At 66.9% G+C, this 17,206-nt stretch carries 17 protein-coding genes; 10 read left to right on the top strand and 7 right to left on the bottom strand.

Annotation, left to right across the window (positions count from 1 at the left end; all coding sequences use genetic code 11):
• Positions 1–257: 257 nt before the first annotated feature.
• The 5 genes from mdtD to ACZK33_RS17440 all read right to left on the bottom strand — a co-directional run bounded on the left by mdtD (position 258) and on the right by ACZK33_RS17440 (position 4,839).
• Positions 258–1,667: a multidrug transporter subunit MdtD gene (gene mdtD, locus ACZK33_RS17460; protein ID WP_478453647.1), complete on the bottom strand. Its 1,410-nt coding sequence runs from the start codon at positions 1,665–1,667 to the stop codon at positions 258–260.
• 104 nt (positions 1,668–1,771) lie between these two features.
• The gene (gene hemE / locus ACZK33_RS17455; protein ID WP_032127799.1) at positions 1,772–2,854 is read right to left on the bottom strand and encodes a uroporphyrinogen decarboxylase; all 1,083 of its coding nucleotides are present in this window, start codon (positions 2,852–2,854) and stop codon (positions 1,772–1,774) included.
• Positions 2,855–2,880: 26 nt separating this feature from the next.
• Positions 2,881–3,120 (bottom strand): WGR domain-containing protein, encoded by a 240-nt coding sequence (locus tag ACZK33_RS17450; protein WP_032127800.1) that lies wholly within the window; start codon positions 3,118–3,120, stop codon positions 2,881–2,883.
• Positions 3,121–3,187: 67 nt separating this feature from the next.
• On the bottom strand, positions 3,188–4,300 hold the full coding sequence (aroB, locus tag ACZK33_RS17445; RefSeq protein ID WP_423174791.1) for a 3-dehydroquinate synthase: 1,113 nt from the start codon (positions 4,298–4,300) through the stop codon (positions 3,188–3,190).
• On the bottom strand, positions 4,297–4,839 hold the full coding sequence (locus tag ACZK33_RS17440; RefSeq protein WP_049421214.1) for a shikimate kinase: 543 nt from the start codon (positions 4,837–4,839) through the stop codon (positions 4,297–4,299). The genes aroB and ACZK33_RS17440 overlap by 4 nt, the downstream gene beginning before the upstream one ends.
• 98 nt (positions 4,840–4,937) lie before the next feature.
• Here ACZK33_RS17440 and ACZK33_RS17435 point away from each other — a divergent pair, with 98 nt between their 5' ends.
• Complete coding sequence (locus ACZK33_RS17435) at positions 4,938–5,141, top strand: dodecin family protein (protein ID WP_005410663.1); 204 nt, start codon at positions 4,938–4,940, stop codon at positions 5,139–5,141.
• Between the two features lie 6 nt (positions 5,142–5,147).
• Here ACZK33_RS17435 and ACZK33_RS17430 read toward each other — a convergent pair whose 3' ends face one another.
• A complete protein-coding gene (locus ACZK33_RS17430) occupies positions 5,148–5,975 on the bottom strand; it encodes a kinase (RefSeq protein WP_107432255.1) in 828 nt (275 codons plus the stop codon).
• Between the two features lie 40 nt (positions 5,976–6,015).
• Here ACZK33_RS17430 and pdxH point away from each other — a divergent pair, with 40 nt between their 5' ends.
• Positions 6,016–6,615 carry a pyridoxamine 5'-phosphate oxidase gene (gene pdxH, locus ACZK33_RS17425; RefSeq protein ID WP_032127805.1) on the top strand — a complete coding sequence of 200 codons (600 nt, stop codon included), beginning with the start codon at positions 6,016–6,018 and terminating at the stop codon, positions 6,613–6,615.
• A gap of 9 nt (positions 6,616–6,624) precedes the next feature.
• Complete coding sequence (locus ACZK33_RS17420) at positions 6,625–6,972, top strand: YqfO family protein (protein ID WP_125895329.1); 348 nt, start codon at positions 6,625–6,627, stop codon at positions 6,970–6,972.
• Positions 6,973–7,050: 78 nt separating this feature from the next.
• Here ACZK33_RS17420 and prpR read toward each other — a convergent pair whose 3' ends face one another.
• The gene (prpR, locus tag ACZK33_RS17415) at positions 7,051–8,634 is read right to left on the bottom strand and encodes a propionate catabolism operon regulatory protein PrpR (RefSeq protein ID WP_423174790.1); all 1,584 of its coding nucleotides are present in this window, start codon (positions 8,632–8,634) and stop codon (positions 7,051–7,053) included.
• 153 nt (positions 8,635–8,787) lie between these two features.
• Here prpR and prpB point away from each other — a divergent pair, with 153 nt between their 5' ends.
• The 7 genes from prpB (at position 8,788) to ACZK33_RS17380 (ending at position 17,077) form a co-directional block, all read left to right on the top strand.
• Positions 8,788–9,681 carry a methylisocitrate lyase gene (gene prpB / locus ACZK33_RS17410; protein WP_005418360.1) on the top strand — a complete coding sequence of 298 codons (894 nt, stop codon included), beginning with the start codon at positions 8,788–8,790 and terminating at the stop codon, positions 9,679–9,681.
• A 36-nt stretch (positions 9,682–9,717) separates the two neighbouring features.
• Positions 9,718–10,875 carry a bifunctional 2-methylcitrate synthase/citrate synthase gene (prpC, locus tag ACZK33_RS17405; RefSeq protein ID WP_014038133.1) on the top strand — a complete coding sequence of 386 codons (1,158 nt, stop codon included), beginning with the start codon at positions 9,718–9,720 and terminating at the stop codon, positions 10,873–10,875.
• A 97-nt stretch (positions 10,876–10,972) separates the two neighbouring features.
• Positions 10,973–13,591, top strand: coding sequence for a Fe/S-dependent 2-methylisocitrate dehydratase AcnD (gene acnD, locus ACZK33_RS17400; protein ID WP_478453644.1), 2,619 nt, complete (start codon positions 10,973–10,975; stop codon positions 13,589–13,591).
• 101 nt (positions 13,592–13,692) lie between these two features.
• Positions 13,693–13,950, top strand: coding sequence for a type II toxin-antitoxin system ParD family antitoxin (locus ACZK33_RS17395; RefSeq protein ID WP_006384133.1), 258 nt, complete (start codon positions 13,693–13,695; stop codon positions 13,948–13,950).
• Positions 13,937–14,263, top strand: a complete 327-nt coding sequence (locus tag ACZK33_RS17390; RefSeq protein WP_423174788.1) for a type II toxin-antitoxin system RelE/ParE family toxin — start codon at positions 13,937–13,939, stop codon at positions 14,261–14,263. The genes ACZK33_RS17395 and ACZK33_RS17390 overlap by 14 nt, the downstream gene beginning before the upstream one ends.
• Positions 14,264–14,286: 23 nt before the next feature.
• Positions 14,287–15,465 (top strand): 2-methylaconitate cis-trans isomerase PrpF, encoded by a 1,179-nt coding sequence (gene prpF / locus ACZK33_RS17385; protein ID WP_329893299.1) that lies wholly within the window; start codon positions 14,287–14,289, stop codon positions 15,463–15,465.
• A 151-nt stretch (positions 15,466–15,616) separates the two neighbouring features.
• Positions 15,617–17,077 carry a bifunctional 2-methylcitrate dehydratase/aconitate hydratase gene (locus ACZK33_RS17380; protein ID WP_423174787.1) on the top strand — a complete coding sequence of 487 codons (1,461 nt, stop codon included), beginning with the start codon at positions 15,617–15,619 and terminating at the stop codon, positions 17,075–17,077.
• Positions 17,078–17,206 lie beyond the last annotated feature (129 nt).

Genomic DNA, 17,206 nt, shown 5'->3' with positions numbered 1-17,206 from the left:
GATCTGACCCCATGTACATTTCGATATCTGACCGATGTGTCGACCAAGGTCGACACCCACCAACAGCAGCGCCCATCTGTCAGAGGTGGGGCGGTGTCGGATTGCGGGGTGTCAGCCGCATGGATGCGGCTGCCAAGCCTACAGGGACGTACTTGCGGCGTCCCCGCAATCCGACACCGCCCCGCCATTCCACGGAATGCCCGCTTTTGACGCTGACGTTGATTCGGCGGGTGCAGGGTGCAACCCTGCCGAACCCCTCACTCCGCGACGTGCTCGACCTGCCGTGGCTCCGGCTTGGTGTCCGGCAGCTGCCAGAAGATCATCGTCGAGGTCAGGGTGATCGCGCCCACGCACAGGAACGTCGCATGCAGTGCCGTGGTGGCGCTGTTGCTGTCCAGGTGATTGCCGAACGCGGCCAGCAGGCTGCCGGCCGCCGCGGCACCGAAACCGGCGGCGAGCATCATCACCATCGACAGCAGGCTGTTGCCGGAACTGGCGAACTCGCGGTCCAGATCCCGCAGCGTCACGGTGTTCATCACGGTGAACTGCAGGGAATTGACAGCACCGAAGAAGGCCAGCTGCAGCAGGCGCCAGGCCAGGTGCTGGCCGGGTGTCATCAGGATGAAGCTGGCCATCGCAAGGCCAACCAGCACGGTGTTGACCATCAGCACGCGGCGGTAGCCGTAGCGCTCGACCAGCTTCACCGCCAGCTTCTTCGACACCATGCCGGCCGCCGCCACCGGCACCATCATCAGGCCGGCGTTCATCGGGCCAAGGCCCAGGCCGACCTGCAGCAGCAACGGGATCAGCATCGGCATGGCGCTGCTGCCGATGCGCGAGAACAGGTTGCCAAGGATGCCGATGCGGTAGCTGGGCACGCGGAACAGGGCCAGCGAGAACAACGGCGCGGTGGAGTTGGCGGCATGCAGCCAGTAACCGACCAGTGCGGCCAGGCCGGCCACGGTCATCAGCATCACCAGCGCATGTGGCGTTCCGAGCCCGGAGATGCCGTCCAGCGCCAGCGACAGCACCACCATCGCAAAGGCCAGCATGATGTAGCCGCGCAGGTCGAAACGGGTGCGATGGCTGGCGTAGTGGTCGGGCATGATCTTCATCGCGGCGATGAAACCGATCACGCCGATCGGCAGGTTGATCAGGAACACCCAGTGCCACGACGCGATCTCGACCAGCCAGCCACCCAACGTCGGGCCGATCAACGGGCCGACCAGCGCGGGGATGGCGATGAAGCTCATCGCGCGCAGGAAGTCCTCGCGTGGCACCGAACGCATCACTGCCAGGCGTCCGACCGGCAGCAGCATCGCACCGCCGATTCCCTGCAGCACGCGCGCACCGACCAGCTGGTGCAGGTGCTGGGCCAGCGCGCAGGCCAGCGAGCCGAGGGTGAACAGGATGATCGCTACCAGGAAGGTACGACGCGTGCCGTAACGGTCGGCAATCCAGCCGGAGGCAGGGATGAAAGTGGCCACCGCCAGCGCGTAGCTGAACACCACCGACTGCATCTGCAGCGGGCTTTCTCCCAGGTTGGCCGCCATCGCCGGCAAGGCCGTGTTGACGATGGTCGAGTCCAGCATCTGCATGAAGATCGCCAACGAAACCAGCCACAGCAGGGGGCGCTGGCGGTTGTAGGTCGATGGCGATGTAGACATGGGGTGTGGCCGGTGCAGCGTGGGGGACGCCATGATCGCGCACTGCGGGTCACGGCGCGATCAACATCGCGCCGCAACCGCAACCGCAACCGCATGCGCAATGCTCAGCGCTGGCTGTGCGCGTGCACTGCGTCGACCAGCACCTGCACGTGCGCCGGGTCCATGTCCGGCGACATGCCGTGACCGAGGTTGAACACATGGCCCTCGCGCGAACCACCGTTGCCGGCGGCATAGGTGTCGAGCACGCGTGCTGCTGCGGCGGCGATCGCATCCGGCGAGGCGTACAGGGTGGTCGGGTCGAGGTTGCCCTGCAGGGCGACGCGGCCGCCGGTGCGGCGCATCGCCTCGTCCAGATCCAGCGTCCAGTCCAGGCCCAGCGCATCGGCACCGGTCTGCGACAGCGCTTCCAGATGCAGGCCGGTGCCCTTGCCGAACAGGATCAGCGGGGTGCGCTCGTTGCCTTCGCCGCGCTCCAGGCCCTCGGCAATCCGCTGCAGGTAGCGCAGCGAGAACTCGCGGTACATCGACGGCGACAGCACGCCACCCCAGGTATCGAATACCTGCAGCGCCTGTGCACCGGCCGCGCGCTGCGCGCCGAGATAGGCGATCACCGCCTCGGTGGTGACCTCCAGCAGGCGGTGCAGGGCCTGCGGATGGTTCAGTGCCATCGCCTTGATCCGCGCGAAGTCCTTGCTGCCGCCGCCTTCCACCATGTAGCAGGCCAGCGTCCACGGGCTGCCGGAGAAACCGATCAGCGGCACCTGGCCGTCCAGCTCACGGCGGATCAGGCGCACCGCGTCCATCACGTAGCCCAGGTCCTGTTCCATGTCCGGCACCGCCAGCCTGGCGATGGCCGCTTCATCACGCACCGGGTGGCGGAACTTCGGGCCTTCGCCTTCGACGAAGTACAGCTCCAGGCCCATCGCATCGGGAATGGTGAGGATGTCCGAGAACAGGATGGCCGCATCCAGCGGGAAGCGGCGCAGCGGCTGCAGGGTAACCTCGCAGGCAATCTCCGGATTCTTGGCCATGGCCAGGAAGCTGCCGGCCTTGGCTCGGGTCGCGCGGTATTCCGGCAGGTAGCGTCCGGCCTGGCGCATCAGCCAGACGGGGGTGCAGTCCACCGGTTCGCGGCGCAGGGCGCGCAGCAGGCGATCGTTGCGGAGAGGGCTGGTCACGATGGGCATTCCTTGGACGAAAGTTGGCAGCGGCGTCAGTCGCCGTGCGAGAGGATCTGGAAACCGCGATGCAGTTCGGCATCGCGGGCCTTCTCGAAGGCATGGCGGGCTTCGTCGGCCTGCAGGAACAGCTCGCGCCGCAGCTGCGAGCGGCTGCCGACGCGGCCGCTCTCGCGCAGCAGTTCCCAGCCGCCGAACAGATCCGGCTGCAGGCTCAGGCGCAGGAAGCGCGGTGCCTGCGCACCGGCGTCGGGATGTTGCAGGTAGACGTGCATGGCGCCGATTGTAGCGGGGCCAGGGTGACCCCGGCCGCAACGCGGTGGTGCCGGCCGTTGGCCGGCACTACCGGGCCGACAGCACCTTCAGCACCGCTGCCTCATCCACGTCCGGCACCACTTCGGCGCGGCCCATGCCACGCCACAGCACCAGGCGCAGGCGGCCGGCCACGTTCTTCTTGTCCAGCCGCATGCGGCCGAGCAGGGCCTGCGGATCCAGTCCTGCGGGGATCGCCACCGGCAGGCCGAGGCGTTCCAGCAGGGCCTGCAGGCGCGCACGGTCGGCATCGTCGGACAGCCCCAGGTCGGTGGACAGCTTCGCCGCCAGCACCATGCCCACCGCCACCGCCTCGCCATGGTTCAGCGCATCGCGGCCGGGGGCGGAGTAGCCCTGTTCGGTCTCGATGGCGTGGCCGAAGGTGTGTCCCAGGTTGAGCAGGGCACGTTCCCCCTTCTCGAACGGATCGCGCTCGACGATGGCGGCCTTGTGCCGGCAACTGCGCGCGATGGCTTCAGAAAGCACGTTGTCTTCGCCGGCCAGCAGCGCATCGGCATGCTGCTGCAGCCATTCGAAGAACACTGCATCGCCCAGCGCGCCGTACTTCACCACTTCGGCCAGGCCGGCGCGCAGCTCGCGCGGCGGCAGGGTGGCCAGCACGCGGGTATCGGCGATCACCGCGCGCGGCGGATGGAATGCGCCGACCAGGTTCTTGCCGGCCGGAATGTCGACCGCGGTCTTGCCGCCCACCGACGAATCGACCATCGCCAACAGGGTGGTCGGAAGCTGCACGCAGTCCACGCCGCGCATCCAGCAGGCCGCGGCAAAACCAGCGAGATCACCGACCACGCCGCCACCGAGGGCGAACACGCAGGCATCTCGGGTGGCGCCGAGTGCGGCCAGCGCTTCGATCGCACGACCGAATTCGGCCAGGGTCTTGGAGGCTTCGCCGGCGGCCAGCACGTGCTCGCCGACGATCAGGTCGGGGCGTGCGGCCAGCAGCGTCTGCTTCACCGCGGCCAGGTAGCGCGGAGCCACTTCGCTGTCGCTGAGCAGCAGCACGTGGCGGCCGCGCACATGCGAGGCCAGCGCGGTGCCGTCGGCCTGGGCACCAGCGCCGATGGTGATGGAGTAGGGGCGGTCGCCGCCAACGGCGACCTGCAACAGGGCGGGGGAAGTCATGCGGTCAGGTCCTGGCGCTGCCATTGCGTGGCCAGCTTGACCACCAGGTGGGCGGTCGCGTCGGCAGCGGTGTACGGGTCGGTATCGAGGGTGAGGTCGGCCAGTTCGCGGTACAGCGGGTCGCGGTGAGCAGCCAGATCGTGCAGCACCTGCTCGCGGTCCGGGCGCTGCAGCAGTGGCCTGCCTTTGTCGCGGGCCAGGCGTTCCAGCTGCGCGGTAACGCTGACCCGCAGGTAGACCACGAAGCCGCGCTGGGCGATCAGCGCACGGTTGTCCGGATCCAGTACGGCGCCACCACCGGTGGAAACCAGCTGGCCGCGGCCTTCCAGCACACGGGCCAAGGCTTCGCGCTCATGGCTGCGGAAGCCGGTTTCACCCGAGTGCTCGAAGATGGTCGGGATGCTGGCGCCGGCGGCATCGACGATGGCCTGGTCGACATCGACGAAGTCCAGCGTGAAGCGCTCGGCCAGGCGGCGGCCGATGCAGGTTTTGCCGGCGCCCATCGGGCCGATCAGGATCAGGTTCGGAGCAGGATTCATGCCCTCTGATGCTAACACCTCCGTGCCCTTGCCTTTACGTTCTTCACGTCAGGGTAGGCGTTCCTGCGGGGTCTCCCGCGCCAGCCGGAGTACAGGCCATGACGGTCGCCAAGGTCATCGAAATCACCGCCTCCTCGCCCAAAAGCGTGGAAGACGCCGTGCGCAGCGGGCTGAAGAAGGTTTCCGAGACGGTCAAGGGCATCCAGGGCGCCTGGGTGAACGAGACCAAGGTGGTCACCAATGGCAGCGGCGAAATCACCGAATGGCGGGTCAACCTGCGGGTGACCTTCCTGGTGGAATAGGCGCGCTCAGCGTACGTCCTGCACCTGGCGCTGGCCGTCCAGCACCACCACGTGGTCGGCCAGGGCGGGCAGGGCGCGCAGTGCCTGCCGGCTGACCCGCTCGTAGTACTGCACGAAGCGTTCCAGCTGAGGCCGGCTCATGCCGTGCCGGCCCGGCTGCGCGGCCTGCAGGTTCTGCTCCTGCTGCCAGCGCCAGCGTGGTACCACCGAGAAATCCGGCGGCTGCAGGAACCACAGGCGGTCGCAGCGCTGCCACAACGCCGGGTAGTCGCGGGCCAGCGCCTGGTTGCACCAGCGGCGCCAACGGCCATCGGCGTCGGCCTCGCGCTCCAGTGCGTTCAGCGGGCTGTCCAGTGCGTTGTCATCCTGCGCCGGTGTGCCGAGGAACCAGCCTTCGAACACCAGCAGGTCCAATGGCTGCTGCAGCTGCGGCCACTGAGCCTCGGGCAGGCGTTCATCGGCCAGCTTGTCGAATCGTGGCATCGCGAAGGGCTGGCGTGCGGCCACCGCGTCCAGCACGCCGTGGGCCAGCGGCAGGTCGTGGGTGCCGGGCGGCCCGCGGGTGATCAGCAGCGGATGCACCTGGCGGGCCAGTCGCTGGCGCTGCGCACGGGTGAGGTAGACGTCATCGATCGACAGCGTGGCCGCGTTCAGGCCGCGTGCCTGGGCGCGCGCCACCACCTGCGCGGCCAGCGTCGATTTGCCGCTCCCCTGCAGGCCGCTGATCGCCAATACTGGAACCGCTGCGCCGCTGCCCAGCGCATCATCCAGCGCCTGTTCGGCCAATGTTTCGGGGAATCCTTTCACCTGGGGCATATACGCAGCAGCGGCCATGCAGCCACAATAGCCCAATCCGTGTGAGAAGAACGCAATCATGAGCGACCTGTACGCCGAAGCCCTGTCCACGTTTGCCGGCCTGTTCGACGAGGCCAAGCAGAGCCGCGAGGTCGAGCCGAATGCGATGACCGTGGCCACCGCCGATACGCAGGGCCGTCCCTCGGCGCGTACCGTGCTGCTGAAGGCCTTCGACGAGCGTGGCTTCGTCTTCTATACCCACCTGGACAGCCACAAGGGCCAGGAGCTGCAGGCCAATCCGCAGGCCGCGCTGCTGTTCCTGTGGCGCAGCCTGCGCGAGGCCGGCATCCAGGTGCGCATCGAAGGCCGTGTCGAGCAGGTTGCCGATGCCGAGGCCGACGCCTATTTCGCCAGCCGCCCGCGCATGAGCCAGATCGGTGCCTGGGCCTCGCAGCAGTCGAAGACGTTGGCGACGCGCGAGGAATTCGACGCGCGCGTGGCCGAGATCGAAGCCCGCTTCGAAGGCAAGGACGTGCCGCGCCCGGACGGCTGGAGCGGCCTGCGCGTGGTACCCGACCGCATCGAGTTCTGGTACGGCGCGCAGTTCCGCCTGCACGAACGCTGGTGCTATGAAGCCGGTGCCGAAGGGCGCTGGAGCAAGCGCCTGTTGTATCCGTAAGGCAACCTGATGCAACGCCTGCCGCTGTACCGTGTGGTGGTGTTCGTGCCGTCGGCAGCACTGGATGCAGTGAAGCAGGGCATCCTCGCGGTGGACGCGCTGGCGGCCGGCGACTACGAGCACGGGATGTGGTGGTCGGCGCCGGGGTTCGAGCAGTTCCGCCCGCGCGTGGGTGCGTCACCCGTGCAGGGTGAGGCGGGCCGCACCGAAGTGGTCGACAGCGTGCGCCTGGAATTCTGCCTGCCTCGGAATCCGCAGCGGCTGCAGCGCATCTTCGAACAGGGCATCGTGCCGCATCACCCGTGGCAGGTGCCGGTGGTGCAGGTGGAGGAAATCGAGCTGCTGCTGGCCAGGTAGATCCACGCCATGCGTGGATGAGATGCTTGACGGAAGAGCGGTGCGAACCAAGGTTCGCACCCACCAGGCAACGAGTGGTTACAACCCCTCCGCGCGCAGCCAGCGCCACAACGTGGTGCGTGAGACGCCCAGCGCCTGCGCCATCCCCTCGCGATCATTGCGATGTTCCTGCAGCAGCGTCTCCAGCTGCGCACGCGGCGGGCGCTTCCCGTTGCTTTCCACCGGCAATGCTACAGCGCCCTCATTCACCAGTTCGGGTGCCAGCTGCAGCAGTCGCGCAGCATCAATCAGCCCTTCACCGGGCTGCCAGTGGATGCGCAGCCGATCCACCAGATTACGCAGCTCACGCACGTTGCCTGGCCAACTGGCGGCGGTCAGCACCGCCAGCGCATCCTCATCCAGTGGCGCATCGATGCCACGCAGCTGGCGGAAGAAGTGCTGCGCCAGCAGCGGGATATCACTGCGCCGCGCGCGCAGCGGCGGCAGGGTAATGCGCAGTGCGGCCAAGCGGTAATACAAGTCGCGACGGAAGCTGCCGGTTGCTGCGCGCTGCTCCAGCGACTGCAGGGTGGCGGCCACCACGCGCAGGTCCACCGGGGTCGGTTCGGTGGCGCCCACGCGCAGTACCTCGCGTTCTTCCAGTACGCGCAGTAGGCGGGTCTGCAGCGGTAGCGGCAGTTCGCCGATTTCGTCCAGGAACAGCGTCCCGCCGTCTGCGGCTTCGACCAGGCCGACACGGCCGCCACGGCGTGCGCCGGTGAAGGCCCCATCGCTGTAGCCGAACAGCTCCGCTTCCAGCAGCGATTCGCTGATCGCGCCGCAGTTCAACGCGACGAAGCGGCCTCGACGGCCGCTGGCCGCGTGCAGCTGGCGCGCAACCAGTTCCTTGCCGGTGCCGGTTTCGCCGGTGACCAGCACGGTGCTGTCATGCGGGGCATACAGCGCGATCTGTGCGCGCACCTGCGCCATCGCATCGCTGTCGCCGAGCAGTTCATGCGCATCGGCACGCGCTGCCGGGCGCCGGCGTGGGGCAGGGCGGTTGCTGCCGGAACGTGCCAGGGTCTGGGTCAGTTCCAGCGCATGTTCGAACGCCTGCCGCACCGAGTCGGCCGAATACAGCAGCACCCCGGGCAGGCCGGCCTGTTCGGCGTGGTCGATGGCCATGCCGGTGCCGACGATCACTTCGATGCCGTTGGCGCGCAGATCGGCGATGCAGTCGCGTGCGTCCTCGCGGGTTACGAAACGGCGATGCTCGATATCCAGGCCGAAACTCTGCTGGAAGTTGCTGAACACCGGCACGTCGCTGGCGTGGGTGACCAGGCCGATGCGGCTGGCGATGCGGCGGGCACGGGCCAGTGCTTCCATCAGGTCGAAGCCGTTGGCCTGGATCGGCACCAGTGGCAGCTCCAGCCGGCCGCGCAGCCAGGCGGCGTTGGAGCCGCCGGCAATCACCACATCGCAATGCTCGCGGCGCAGGCGCTGGCCGATCACATCCACCGCTTCCTCGAAGCCGAGGTTGATCTGTTCGATGCGCGCGCGACGGTCGAACTCGGGAATGACGTCACCGAGCAGGCCGGTCAGCCGCGAGACGCTGACCGTCCAGATCACCGGTCGGCCGGGGTCGGCATCGGCATGGCGCAGGGGCGAGCGGGGCAGGTACATGGCGATGGGTTCAGACGGGGTGTTTCATGATACATCTGTTTCAATGTTTCATTTGTTTCGCGGTTGCGTGTCGGTCATCCCCGTGAAATCAACGGCTTGCAGCTTGGCATGGTGCTTGCGCCTACCCATCCGTTCTTCAACCTGGATTGCCGCATGACTGCTTCCGCCCCTTTCTCTGCCGGTGCCCGCTTCCGTGAGGCGCTGGCTGCCGAATCGCCGCTGCAGGTGATCGGCGCGATCAACGCCAACCACGCCCTGCTGGCCAAGCGCGCCGGCTTCCGTGCCATCTACCTGTCCGGCGGCGGCGTTGCCGCAGGCTCGCTGGGCCTGCCGGACCTGGGCATCAATACCCTGGAAGACGTGCTGGTGGACGTGCGCCGCATCACCGATGTCTGCGACCTGCCGCTGATGGTCGACATCGACACCGGCTTTGGCCCGAGCGCGTTCAACATCGCGCGCACCGTGAAGTCGCTGATCAAGGCCGGCGCCGCGGCCTGCCATATCGAGGACCAGGTCGGCGCCAAGCGCTGCGGCCACCGTCCGGGCAAGGAGATCGTCTCGCAGGGTGAAATGGTCGACCGCGTGAAGGCGGCCGCCGATGCCAAGACCGATCCGGACTTCTTCCTGATCGCGCGCACCGACGCCATCCAGGTGGACGGCGTGGACAAGGCTATCGAGCGCGCCATCGCCTGTGTCGAGGCCGGTGCCGATGGCATCTTCGCCGAGGCTGCCTACGACCTGGACACCTACCGCCGCTTCGTCGACGCGGTGAAGGTGCCGGTGCTGGCCAACATCACCGAATTCGGTGCCACCCCGCTGTTCAGCCGTGATGAACTGGCCTCGGCCGGCGTCGCCATCCAGCTGTTCCCGCTGTCGGCGTTCCGTGCCGCCAACAAGGCCGCCGAGAACGTCTACCAGGCGGTGCGCCGTGATGGCCACCAGCGCAATGTGGTCGAGACCATGCAGACCCGCGAAGAACTCTACGACCGCATCGGCTACCACGCGTTCGAGCAGCAGCTCGATGCACTGTTCGCCGCCAAGAAATAAGCAGTACCCTGCACCATCAAGTTTTCGGAGGGAAACATGAACGATACGACCGCAACCCCGACCTTCAAGCCGAAGAAGTCCGTCGCCCTGTCCGGCACCGCCGCCGGCAACACCGCGCTGTGCAGCGTGGGCCGTAGTGGCAACGATCTGCACTACCGTGGCTACGACATCCTGGACCTGGCCAACACCAGCGAGTTCGAGGAAATCGCCTACCTGCTGGTGCACGGCAAGCTGCCGACCCGCGCCGAGCTGGTTTCGTACAAGGCCAAGCTGAAGTCGCTGCGCGGCATTCCGGCAGCAGTGAAGGCGGCGCTGGAAGAACTGCCGCCGTCGGCACACCCGATGGACGTGATGCGCACCGGCGTGTCCGTGCTCGGCTGCGTGGCGCCGGAGAAGGACGATCACAACCATCCGGGCGCGCGTGACATCGCCGACAAGCTGATGGCCTGCCTCGGTTCGATGCTGCTGTACTGGTACCACTGGAGCCACAACGGCCGCGCCATCGACGTGGAAACCGACGATGACTCGATCGGTGGCCACTTCCTGCACCTGCTGCACGGCGAGAAGCCGCAGGAATCGTGGGTGAAGGCGATGCACACCTCGCTGATCCTGTACGCGGAACACGAGTTCAATGCCTCGACCTTCACCTGCCGCGTCATCGCCGGTACCGGCAGCGACATGTACAGCGCGATCTGCGGTGGCATCGGCGCGCTGCGTGGCCCGAAGCATGGCGGCGCCAACGAAGTGGCGTTCGAAGTGCAGAAGCGCTACGACAACCCGGATGAAGCCGAGGAAGACATCAAGGCCCGCGTCGAGCGCAAGGAAGTGGTGATCGGTTTCGGCCACCCGGTCTACACCGTCTCCGATCCGCGCAACAAGGTGATCAAGGACGTGGCCCGCGAGCTGTCCGAAGAGCAGTCCAGTATGAAGATGTACGACATTGCCGAGCGCCTGGAATCGGTGATGTGGGACATCAAGAAGATGTTCCCGAACCTGGACTGGTTCAGCGCCGTCAGCTACCACATGATGGGCGTGCCGACCGCGATGTTCACCCCGCTGTTCGTGATCGCCCGCACCGCCGGCTGGAGCGCGCACATCGTAGAACAGCGCATCGACGGCAAGATCATCCGCCCGAGCGCCAACTACATCGGTCCGGAAGACCGCGACTTCGTCGCCATCGACAAGCGCGTCTGATCCCCCTGCTGTACCCATCCGGCCGGCCGCGTGCCGGCCGGATGCTTTCGCCGCCGCACCGCCGGCACCCGGCCCGCCTCAAGCACTCCGCCAGCCCATGAATACCGATTACCGCAAGAACCTCCCCGGCAGCACGCTGGACTATTTCGACGCGCGCGCCGCTGTCGATGCGATCCAGCCTGGCGCCTATGCCACCCTGCCGTACACCTCGCGCGTGCTGGCCGAGAACCTGGTGCGTCGCTGCGATCCGGCCACGCTTGGCGATTCGCTGAAGCAGCTGATCGAGCGCCGTCGCGACCTCGACTTCCCGTGGTTCCCGGCACGCGTGGTCTGCCACGACATCCTCGGCCAGACCGCACTGGTCGACCTGGCTGGCCTGCGTGATGCGATCGCCGACAAGGGCGGTGACCCGGCCAAGGTCAATCCGGTGGTGCCGGTGCAGCTGATCGTCGATCACTCGCTGGCGGTGGAATGCGGTGGTTACGATCCGCAGGCGTTCGAGAAGAACCGCGCCATCGAGGATCGCCGCAACGAAGACCGTTTCCACTTCATCGACTGGACCAAGCTGGCCTTCGAGAACGTGGACGTGATTCCGCCGGGCAACGGCATCATGCACCAGATCAACCTGGAGAAGATGTCGCCGGTGGTCTACGTGCAGGACGGCGTGGCCTTCCCGGATACCTGCGTGGGTACCGACAGCCATACCCCGCACGTGGATGCACTGGGCGTGATCGCGATTGGTGTTGGCGGCCTGGAAGCCGAGAACGTGATGCTGGGCCGCGCCTCGTGGATGCGTCTGCCGGACATCATCGGTGTCGAGCTGACCGGCAGGCCGCAGCCGGGCATCACTGCCACCGACGTGGTGCTGGCGCTGACCGAGTTCCTGCGCAAGGAGCGCGTGGTCGGTGCGTATCTTGAATTCTTCGGCGAGGGTGCTGCGGCACTGACCATCGGTGACCGCGCCACCATTTCCAACATGTGCCCGGAGTACGGCGCGACCGCCGCGATGTTCTACATCGACGGGCAGACCATCGATTACCTGCGCCTGACCGGCCGCGAGGAATCGCAGGTGGCGCTGGTGGAGAACTACGCCCGTACCACCGGCCTCTGGGCCGATGACCTGGCCACCGCACAATACGAGCGTGTGCTGCGCTTCGACCTGTCCAGCGTGGTGCGCAACATGGCCGGCCCGTCCAACCCGCACAAGCGCGTGGCGACCGCCGAGCTGGCCGAGCGCGGCATCGCCGACGAAGCCAAGCTGGAAGCGGGCAAGGCCGAGCAGGTGCAGGGGCTGATGCCCGACGGCGCGGTGATCATCGCCGCCATCACCAGCTGCACCAATACGTCCAATCCGCGCAACGTGATCGCCGCCGCACTGCTGGCGCGCAAGGCCAACGAGCGTGGCCTGCTGCGCAAGCCGTGGGTGAAGTCGTCGCTGGCGCCGGGTTCGAAGGCGGTGCAGCTGTACCTGGAAGAGGCCGGCCTGCTGCCGGACCTGGAAAAGCTCGGCTTCGGCATCGTCGCCTTCGCCTGCACCACCTGCAACGGCATGAGCGGTGCGCTGGACCCGAAGATCCAGCAGGAAATCATCGATCGCGACCTGTATTCCACCGCCGTGTTGTCGGGCAACCGCAACTTCGATGGCCGCATCCATCCGTACGCCAAGCAGGCCTTCCTGGCCTCGCCGCCGCTGGTGATCGCCTACGCCATCGCCGGCACCGTCCGCTTCGATATCGAGAAGGACGTGCTGGGCGTGGATGCCGATGGCAGTGAGGTGCGCCTGAAGGACATCTGGCCGAGTGATGCCGAGATCGACGCGGTGGTGAAGGCCTCGGTGAAGCCGGAGCAGTTCCGCCGCGTCTACAACCCGATGTTCAACGTGCGCGTGGAGCACGGTGCGGCGGTCAGCCCGCTGTACGACTGGCGCCCGCAGAGCACCTACATCCGCCGTCCGCCGTACTGGGAGGGCGCACTGGCCGGTGAGCGCACGCTGTCTGGCATGCGCGCGCTGGCGGTGCTGCCGGACAACATCACCACCGACCACCTGTCGCCGTCCAACGCGATCCTGGCGTCCAGTGCCGCCGGTGAGTACCTGGCGAAGATGGGCCTGCCGGAAGAGGACTTCAATTCCTACGCCACCCACCGCGGTGACCACCTGACCGCGCAGCGCGCCACCTTCGCCAACCCGAAGCTGTTCAACGAGATGGTGCGCAACGACGACGGCAGCGTGAAGCAGGGTTCGCTGGCGCGCGTGGAGCCGGAAGGCAAGGTGATGCGCATGTGGGAAGCGATCGAAACCTACATGGACCGCAAGCAGCCGCTGATCATCATCGCCGGTGCCGACTACGGCCAGGGCAGCTCGCGTGACTGGGCCGCCAAGGGCGTGCGCCTGGCCGGCGTGGAGGCGATCGCGGCCGAAGGCTTCGAACGGATTCACCGTACCAACCTGATCGGCATGGGCGTGCTGCCGCTGGAGTTCAAGCCGGGCACCACCCGCCTGACCCTGGGCATCGACGGCACCGAGACCTTCGACGTGATCGGCGAGCGCACCCCGCGCGCCGAGCTGACCCTGGTCATCCACCGCCGCGACGGCCAGGACGTGCTCGTGCCGGTCACCTGCCGCCTGGACAGCGACGAGGAAGTGGCGATCTACGAGGCCGGCGGCGTGCTGCAGCGCTTCGCCCAGGACTTCCTGGAAGGCGCCAAGGTGGCGTGATGCCGGACTGAATGCCTGCCCCCCGGAGGCCGGGGGCGGGCTTGTCCGACACCAGGGCAGGGCGCACACTGACTTGGCAAAAACTGCCAAAGGAGAGTTTCATGGCCACCATGAACATTTCGCTGACCGATCCGCTCAAGCAGTTCGTGGACGAGGAAGTGCGCGAAGGCGGCTACTCCAGTACGTCGGATTATGTGCGTGACCTGATCCGCCAGCGTCAGCGCAGCAAGGCTGAAGAGCTGCTCAAGCAGTTGATTGCCGAGGGGCTGGCTTCTGGGCCTGCCGTTCCGGTGACTGCGGCCACATTCGAGCGGATGCGTCGCGAACTGACCGAAAGGATGGAGCGTGAAGGCGATTGAATGGAGGCCCAGGGCCGAAGCCGACGCAGCCGATGCCGCGCTATGGTTCGCACGGCAGGGTGGGCTGGTGCTGGGTCGGCGCTTTCTCGCCGAGCTGGAGGCCACGCTTCAACGTACTGCGATGTTCCCTGCGTCAGGTTCCGTCCGCCATGCCGACCTCGCCGCACAGTTGCCGGCACTCCTGCGCTTCATGCAGGTTCCGGGCATTGAACGCTATCTCGTCTACTACCTCGATCTGCCGGACCGCGTGGACGTCATGCGGGTGTGGTGCGTTGATCGTGGCCTTGACGCACTGATGCAAGACATTTCCTGAAATCCAAACGCTTGGATCCGACGATGAATTTTCTTCCGCAACTCCGAATTCCCGCCACCTACATGCGCGGCGGCACCAGCAAGGGCGTGTTCTTCCGCCTGCAGGACCTGCCCGAGGCCGCGCAGGTGCCGGGCGCCGCGCGTGACGCGCTGCTGATGCGCGTGATCGGTTCGCCCGATCCGTATGGCAAGCAGACCGATGGCATGGGGGGCGCCACCTCCAGCACCAGCAAGTGCGTGATCATTTCCACCGCTTCGGTGCCTGACCACGACGTGGACTACCTGTATGGCCAGGTGTCGATCGACACCGCCTTCGTCGACTGGAGCGGCAACTGCGGCAACCTCAGCACTGCGGTGGGTCCGTTCGCGATTGCCAATGGTCTGATCGATCCGGCCCGGGTGCCGCGCGATGGCCTGTGCACCGTGCGCATCTGGCAGGCCAACATCGGCAAGACCATCATCGCGCACGTGCCGATGCGCGATGGCGAAGTGCAGGAGATCGGCGATTTCGAGCTGGACGGCGTGACCTTCCCGGCGGCCGAGATCCAGCTGGAATTCATCGATCCGTCCGATGACGGCGATGCGGGTGCGATGTTCCCGACCGGCAACCTGGTCGATACCCTGGAAGTGCCCGGCGTGGGCAGCTTCGAGGTGACCATGATCACCGCTGGCATCCCGACCATCTTCCTCAACGCCGCCGATCTGGGCTACAGCGGCACCGAGCTGCAGCCGGCGATCAACGAAGACAAGGCCGCGCTGCAGAAATTCGAGACCATCCGCGCCTACGGCGCCTTGCGCATGGGTCTGATCAAGAACCTGGAAGACGCGGCGACCCGCCAGCATACGCCGAAGGTGGCGTTCGTTGCACCGGCGCAGGACTATGTGTCATCCAGCGGCAAGGCCATTCCGGCCTCGGCCATCGATCTGCATGCGCGCGCATTGTCGATGGGCAAGCTGCACCACGCGATGATGGGTACCGCCGCCGTGGCGATCGGCACCGCCGCGGCGATTCCGGGCACCCTGGTCAATCGCGCGGCCGGTGGTGGTGAACGCGAAGCGGTGACCTTTGGTCACCCTTCCGGCACGTTGCGCGTGGGTGCGCAGGCCGGCCTCGTTGACGGCCAGTGGACAGTAAGCAAGGCCATCATGAGCCGCAGTGCCCGCGTGCTGATGGAAGGCAAGGTGCGGGTACCGGCCGAGTAACCAGCAGGTCGGCGCTGGCATCACACGCTTCGGTAGATGCCAACCTTGGTTGGCATGGCATTGGCGCCGCCCGGCAACGTCCAGCGCCAACCACGGTTGGCGACTACCGGGAGGCGCGGCCTGACCTGCTTTTCTGAAGAGGAGATCGACGATGTCCGACAGCCCCACCCCATCCAACGAGCGTGCAGCGTGGGATGCGCTGCTGGTGGACATCGTCGATTACGTGCGCGACGCACGCATCGACTCACCGCTGGCGTTCCAGACCGCGCACCACTGCGTGCTTGATACGCTGGGCTGCGGGCTGGAAGCACTGTCCTTCCCGGCCTGCAGCAAGCTGCTCGGTCCCGTGGTGCCAGGCATCAGCGTGGTCAACGGCGCGCGCGTTCCGGGCACCCACTACGTGCTGGACCCGGTGCAGGCGGCGTTCAATCTGGGCGCGATGGTGCGCTGGCTCGATTTCAACGACACCTGGCTGGCCGCCGAATGGGGCCACCCGTCGGACAATCTGGGCGGAATCCTCGCCGTCTGCGACTGGCTGGGACGCAACGCGCAGGCCCTGCGCCGCCCGCCGCCGACCGTGCACGACGTGCTGCTGGCGATGATCAAGGCGCACGAGATCCAGGGTGTACTGGCCCTGCAGAATTCCTTCAATCGGGTCGGGCTGGACCATGTGGTGCTGGTCAAGGTCGCCACCACCGCTGTGGTGGCGCAGCTGCTCGGGCTGGATCGCGAACGCATGCTCAATGCAGTGTCGCTGGCCTGGGTCGATGGCCAGGCGCTGCGGACCTACCGGCACGCGCCCAACACCGGTTCGCGCAAGAGCTGGGCCGCCGGCGATGCCACCAGCCGTGGCGTACGCCTGGCGCTGATCGCGGCAACGGGTGAAATGGGCTATCCGAGCGTGCTCAGTGCACCGACCTGGGGCTTCGAGGCTGTGTCCATGCATGGACAGGCACTGACGCTGGAGCGGCCGCTGGGCAGCTATGTGATGGAGAACGTGCTATTCAAGATCAGCTACCCGGCCGAGTTCCACGGCCAGACTGCGGTGGAGGCAGCGATCGCGCTGCACCAGCAATTGCGCGCGATGGGGCGGCAGGTCGAGGATATCGCGCACATCGCCATCCGCACCCAGGACGCCTGCATCCGCATCATCGACAAGAGAGGCCCACTGCACAATCCGGCCGACCGCGACCACTGCGTGCAGTACATGATCGCCATCGCGCTGCTGCATGGGCGGCTGGTGGCCGAGGACTATGAGGACGACGTCGCCGCCGATCCGCGCATCGACGCGCTGCGCGCAAAGATGGCCTGCCACGAGGATCCGCAGCTCAGCGCCGACTATCTGGACCCGGACAAGCGCAGCATCGCCAACGGCCTGAGCGTGCGCTTCAACGATGGCAGTGAACTGCCGGAAGTGCTGGTGGAGTACCCGCTTGGCCACGCCCGACGCCGCGGAGAAGGCATTCCGCTGCTGATGGACAAGTTCCGCCGGCACCTGGCCCATCGCTTCCCGACCGCCCAGCAGCAGCGCATCCTGGCCGCCTCGCTGGACCCAGTGGCGCTGGCGGCGATGCCGGTGACCGATTACGTGGACCTGTACCTGCCGGGGTAGCAACGCTTTGGTGGGTGCCAACCTTGGTTGGCACGGGCCCAACGCCAACCAAGGTTGGCGGCTACCGGGACCGCCTTGGTCGGCACGGATCCGATCCAGCCGGGCGCGGCCCGGTGCCCGCGTTCCGAT

It is taken from the genome of Stenotrophomonas sp. 86156_Sma (genome assembly GCF_056481625.1).
This window is presented reverse-complemented; position numbering and strand designations above follow the sequence as displayed.

Coding starts and splice junctions, on each gene's coding strand:
- ACZK33_RS17380 (WP_423174787.1), top strand. CDS start 15,617: ATGTCCGACAGCCCCACCCCATCCAACGAGCGTGCAGCGTGGGATGCG.
- mdtD (WP_478453647.1), bottom strand. CDS start 1,667: ATGTCTACATCGCCATCGACCTACAACCGCCAGCGCCCCCTGCTGTGG.
- prpR (WP_423174790.1), bottom strand. CDS start 8,634: ATGTACCTGCCCCGCTCGCCCCTGCGCCATGCCGATGCCGACCCCGGC.
- prpF (WP_329893299.1), top strand. CDS start 14,287: ATGAATTTTCTTCCGCAACTCCGAATTCCCGCCACCTACATGCGCGGC.
- ACZK33_RS17420 (WP_125895329.1), top strand. CDS start 6,625: ATGCAACGCCTGCCGCTGTACCGTGTGGTGGTGTTCGTGCCGTCGGCA.
- aroB (WP_423174791.1), bottom strand. CDS start 4,300: ATGACTTCCCCCGCCCTGTTGCAGGTCGCCGTTGGCGGCGACCGCCCC.
- pdxH (WP_032127805.1), top strand. CDS start 6,016: ATGAGCGACCTGTACGCCGAAGCCCTGTCCACGTTTGCCGGCCTGTTC.
- acnD (WP_478453644.1), top strand. CDS start 10,973: ATGAATACCGATTACCGCAAGAACCTCCCCGGCAGCACGCTGGACTAT.
- ACZK33_RS17440 (WP_049421214.1), bottom strand. CDS start 4,839: ATGAATCCTGCTCCGAACCTGATCCTGATCGGCCCGATGGGCGCCGGC.
- prpC (WP_014038133.1), top strand. CDS start 9,718: ATGAACGATACGACCGCAACCCCGACCTTCAAGCCGAAGAAGTCCGTC.
- ACZK33_RS17395 (WP_006384133.1), top strand. CDS start 13,693: ATGGCCACCATGAACATTTCGCTGACCGATCCGCTCAAGCAGTTCGTG.
- hemE (WP_032127799.1), bottom strand. CDS start 2,854: ATGCCCATCGTGACCAGCCCTCTCCGCAACGATCGCCTGCTGCGCGCC.
- ACZK33_RS17450 (WP_032127800.1), bottom strand. CDS start 3,120: ATGCACGTCTACCTGCAACATCCCGACGCCGGTGCGCAGGCACCGCGC.
- ACZK33_RS17430 (WP_107432255.1), bottom strand. CDS start 5,975: ATGGCCGCTGCTGCGTATATGCCCCAGGTGAAAGGATTCCCCGAAACA.
- ACZK33_RS17435 (WP_005410663.1), top strand. CDS start 4,938: ATGACGGTCGCCAAGGTCATCGAAATCACCGCCTCCTCGCCCAAAAGC.
- prpB (WP_005418360.1), top strand. CDS start 8,788: ATGACTGCTTCCGCCCCTTTCTCTGCCGGTGCCCGCTTCCGTGAGGCG.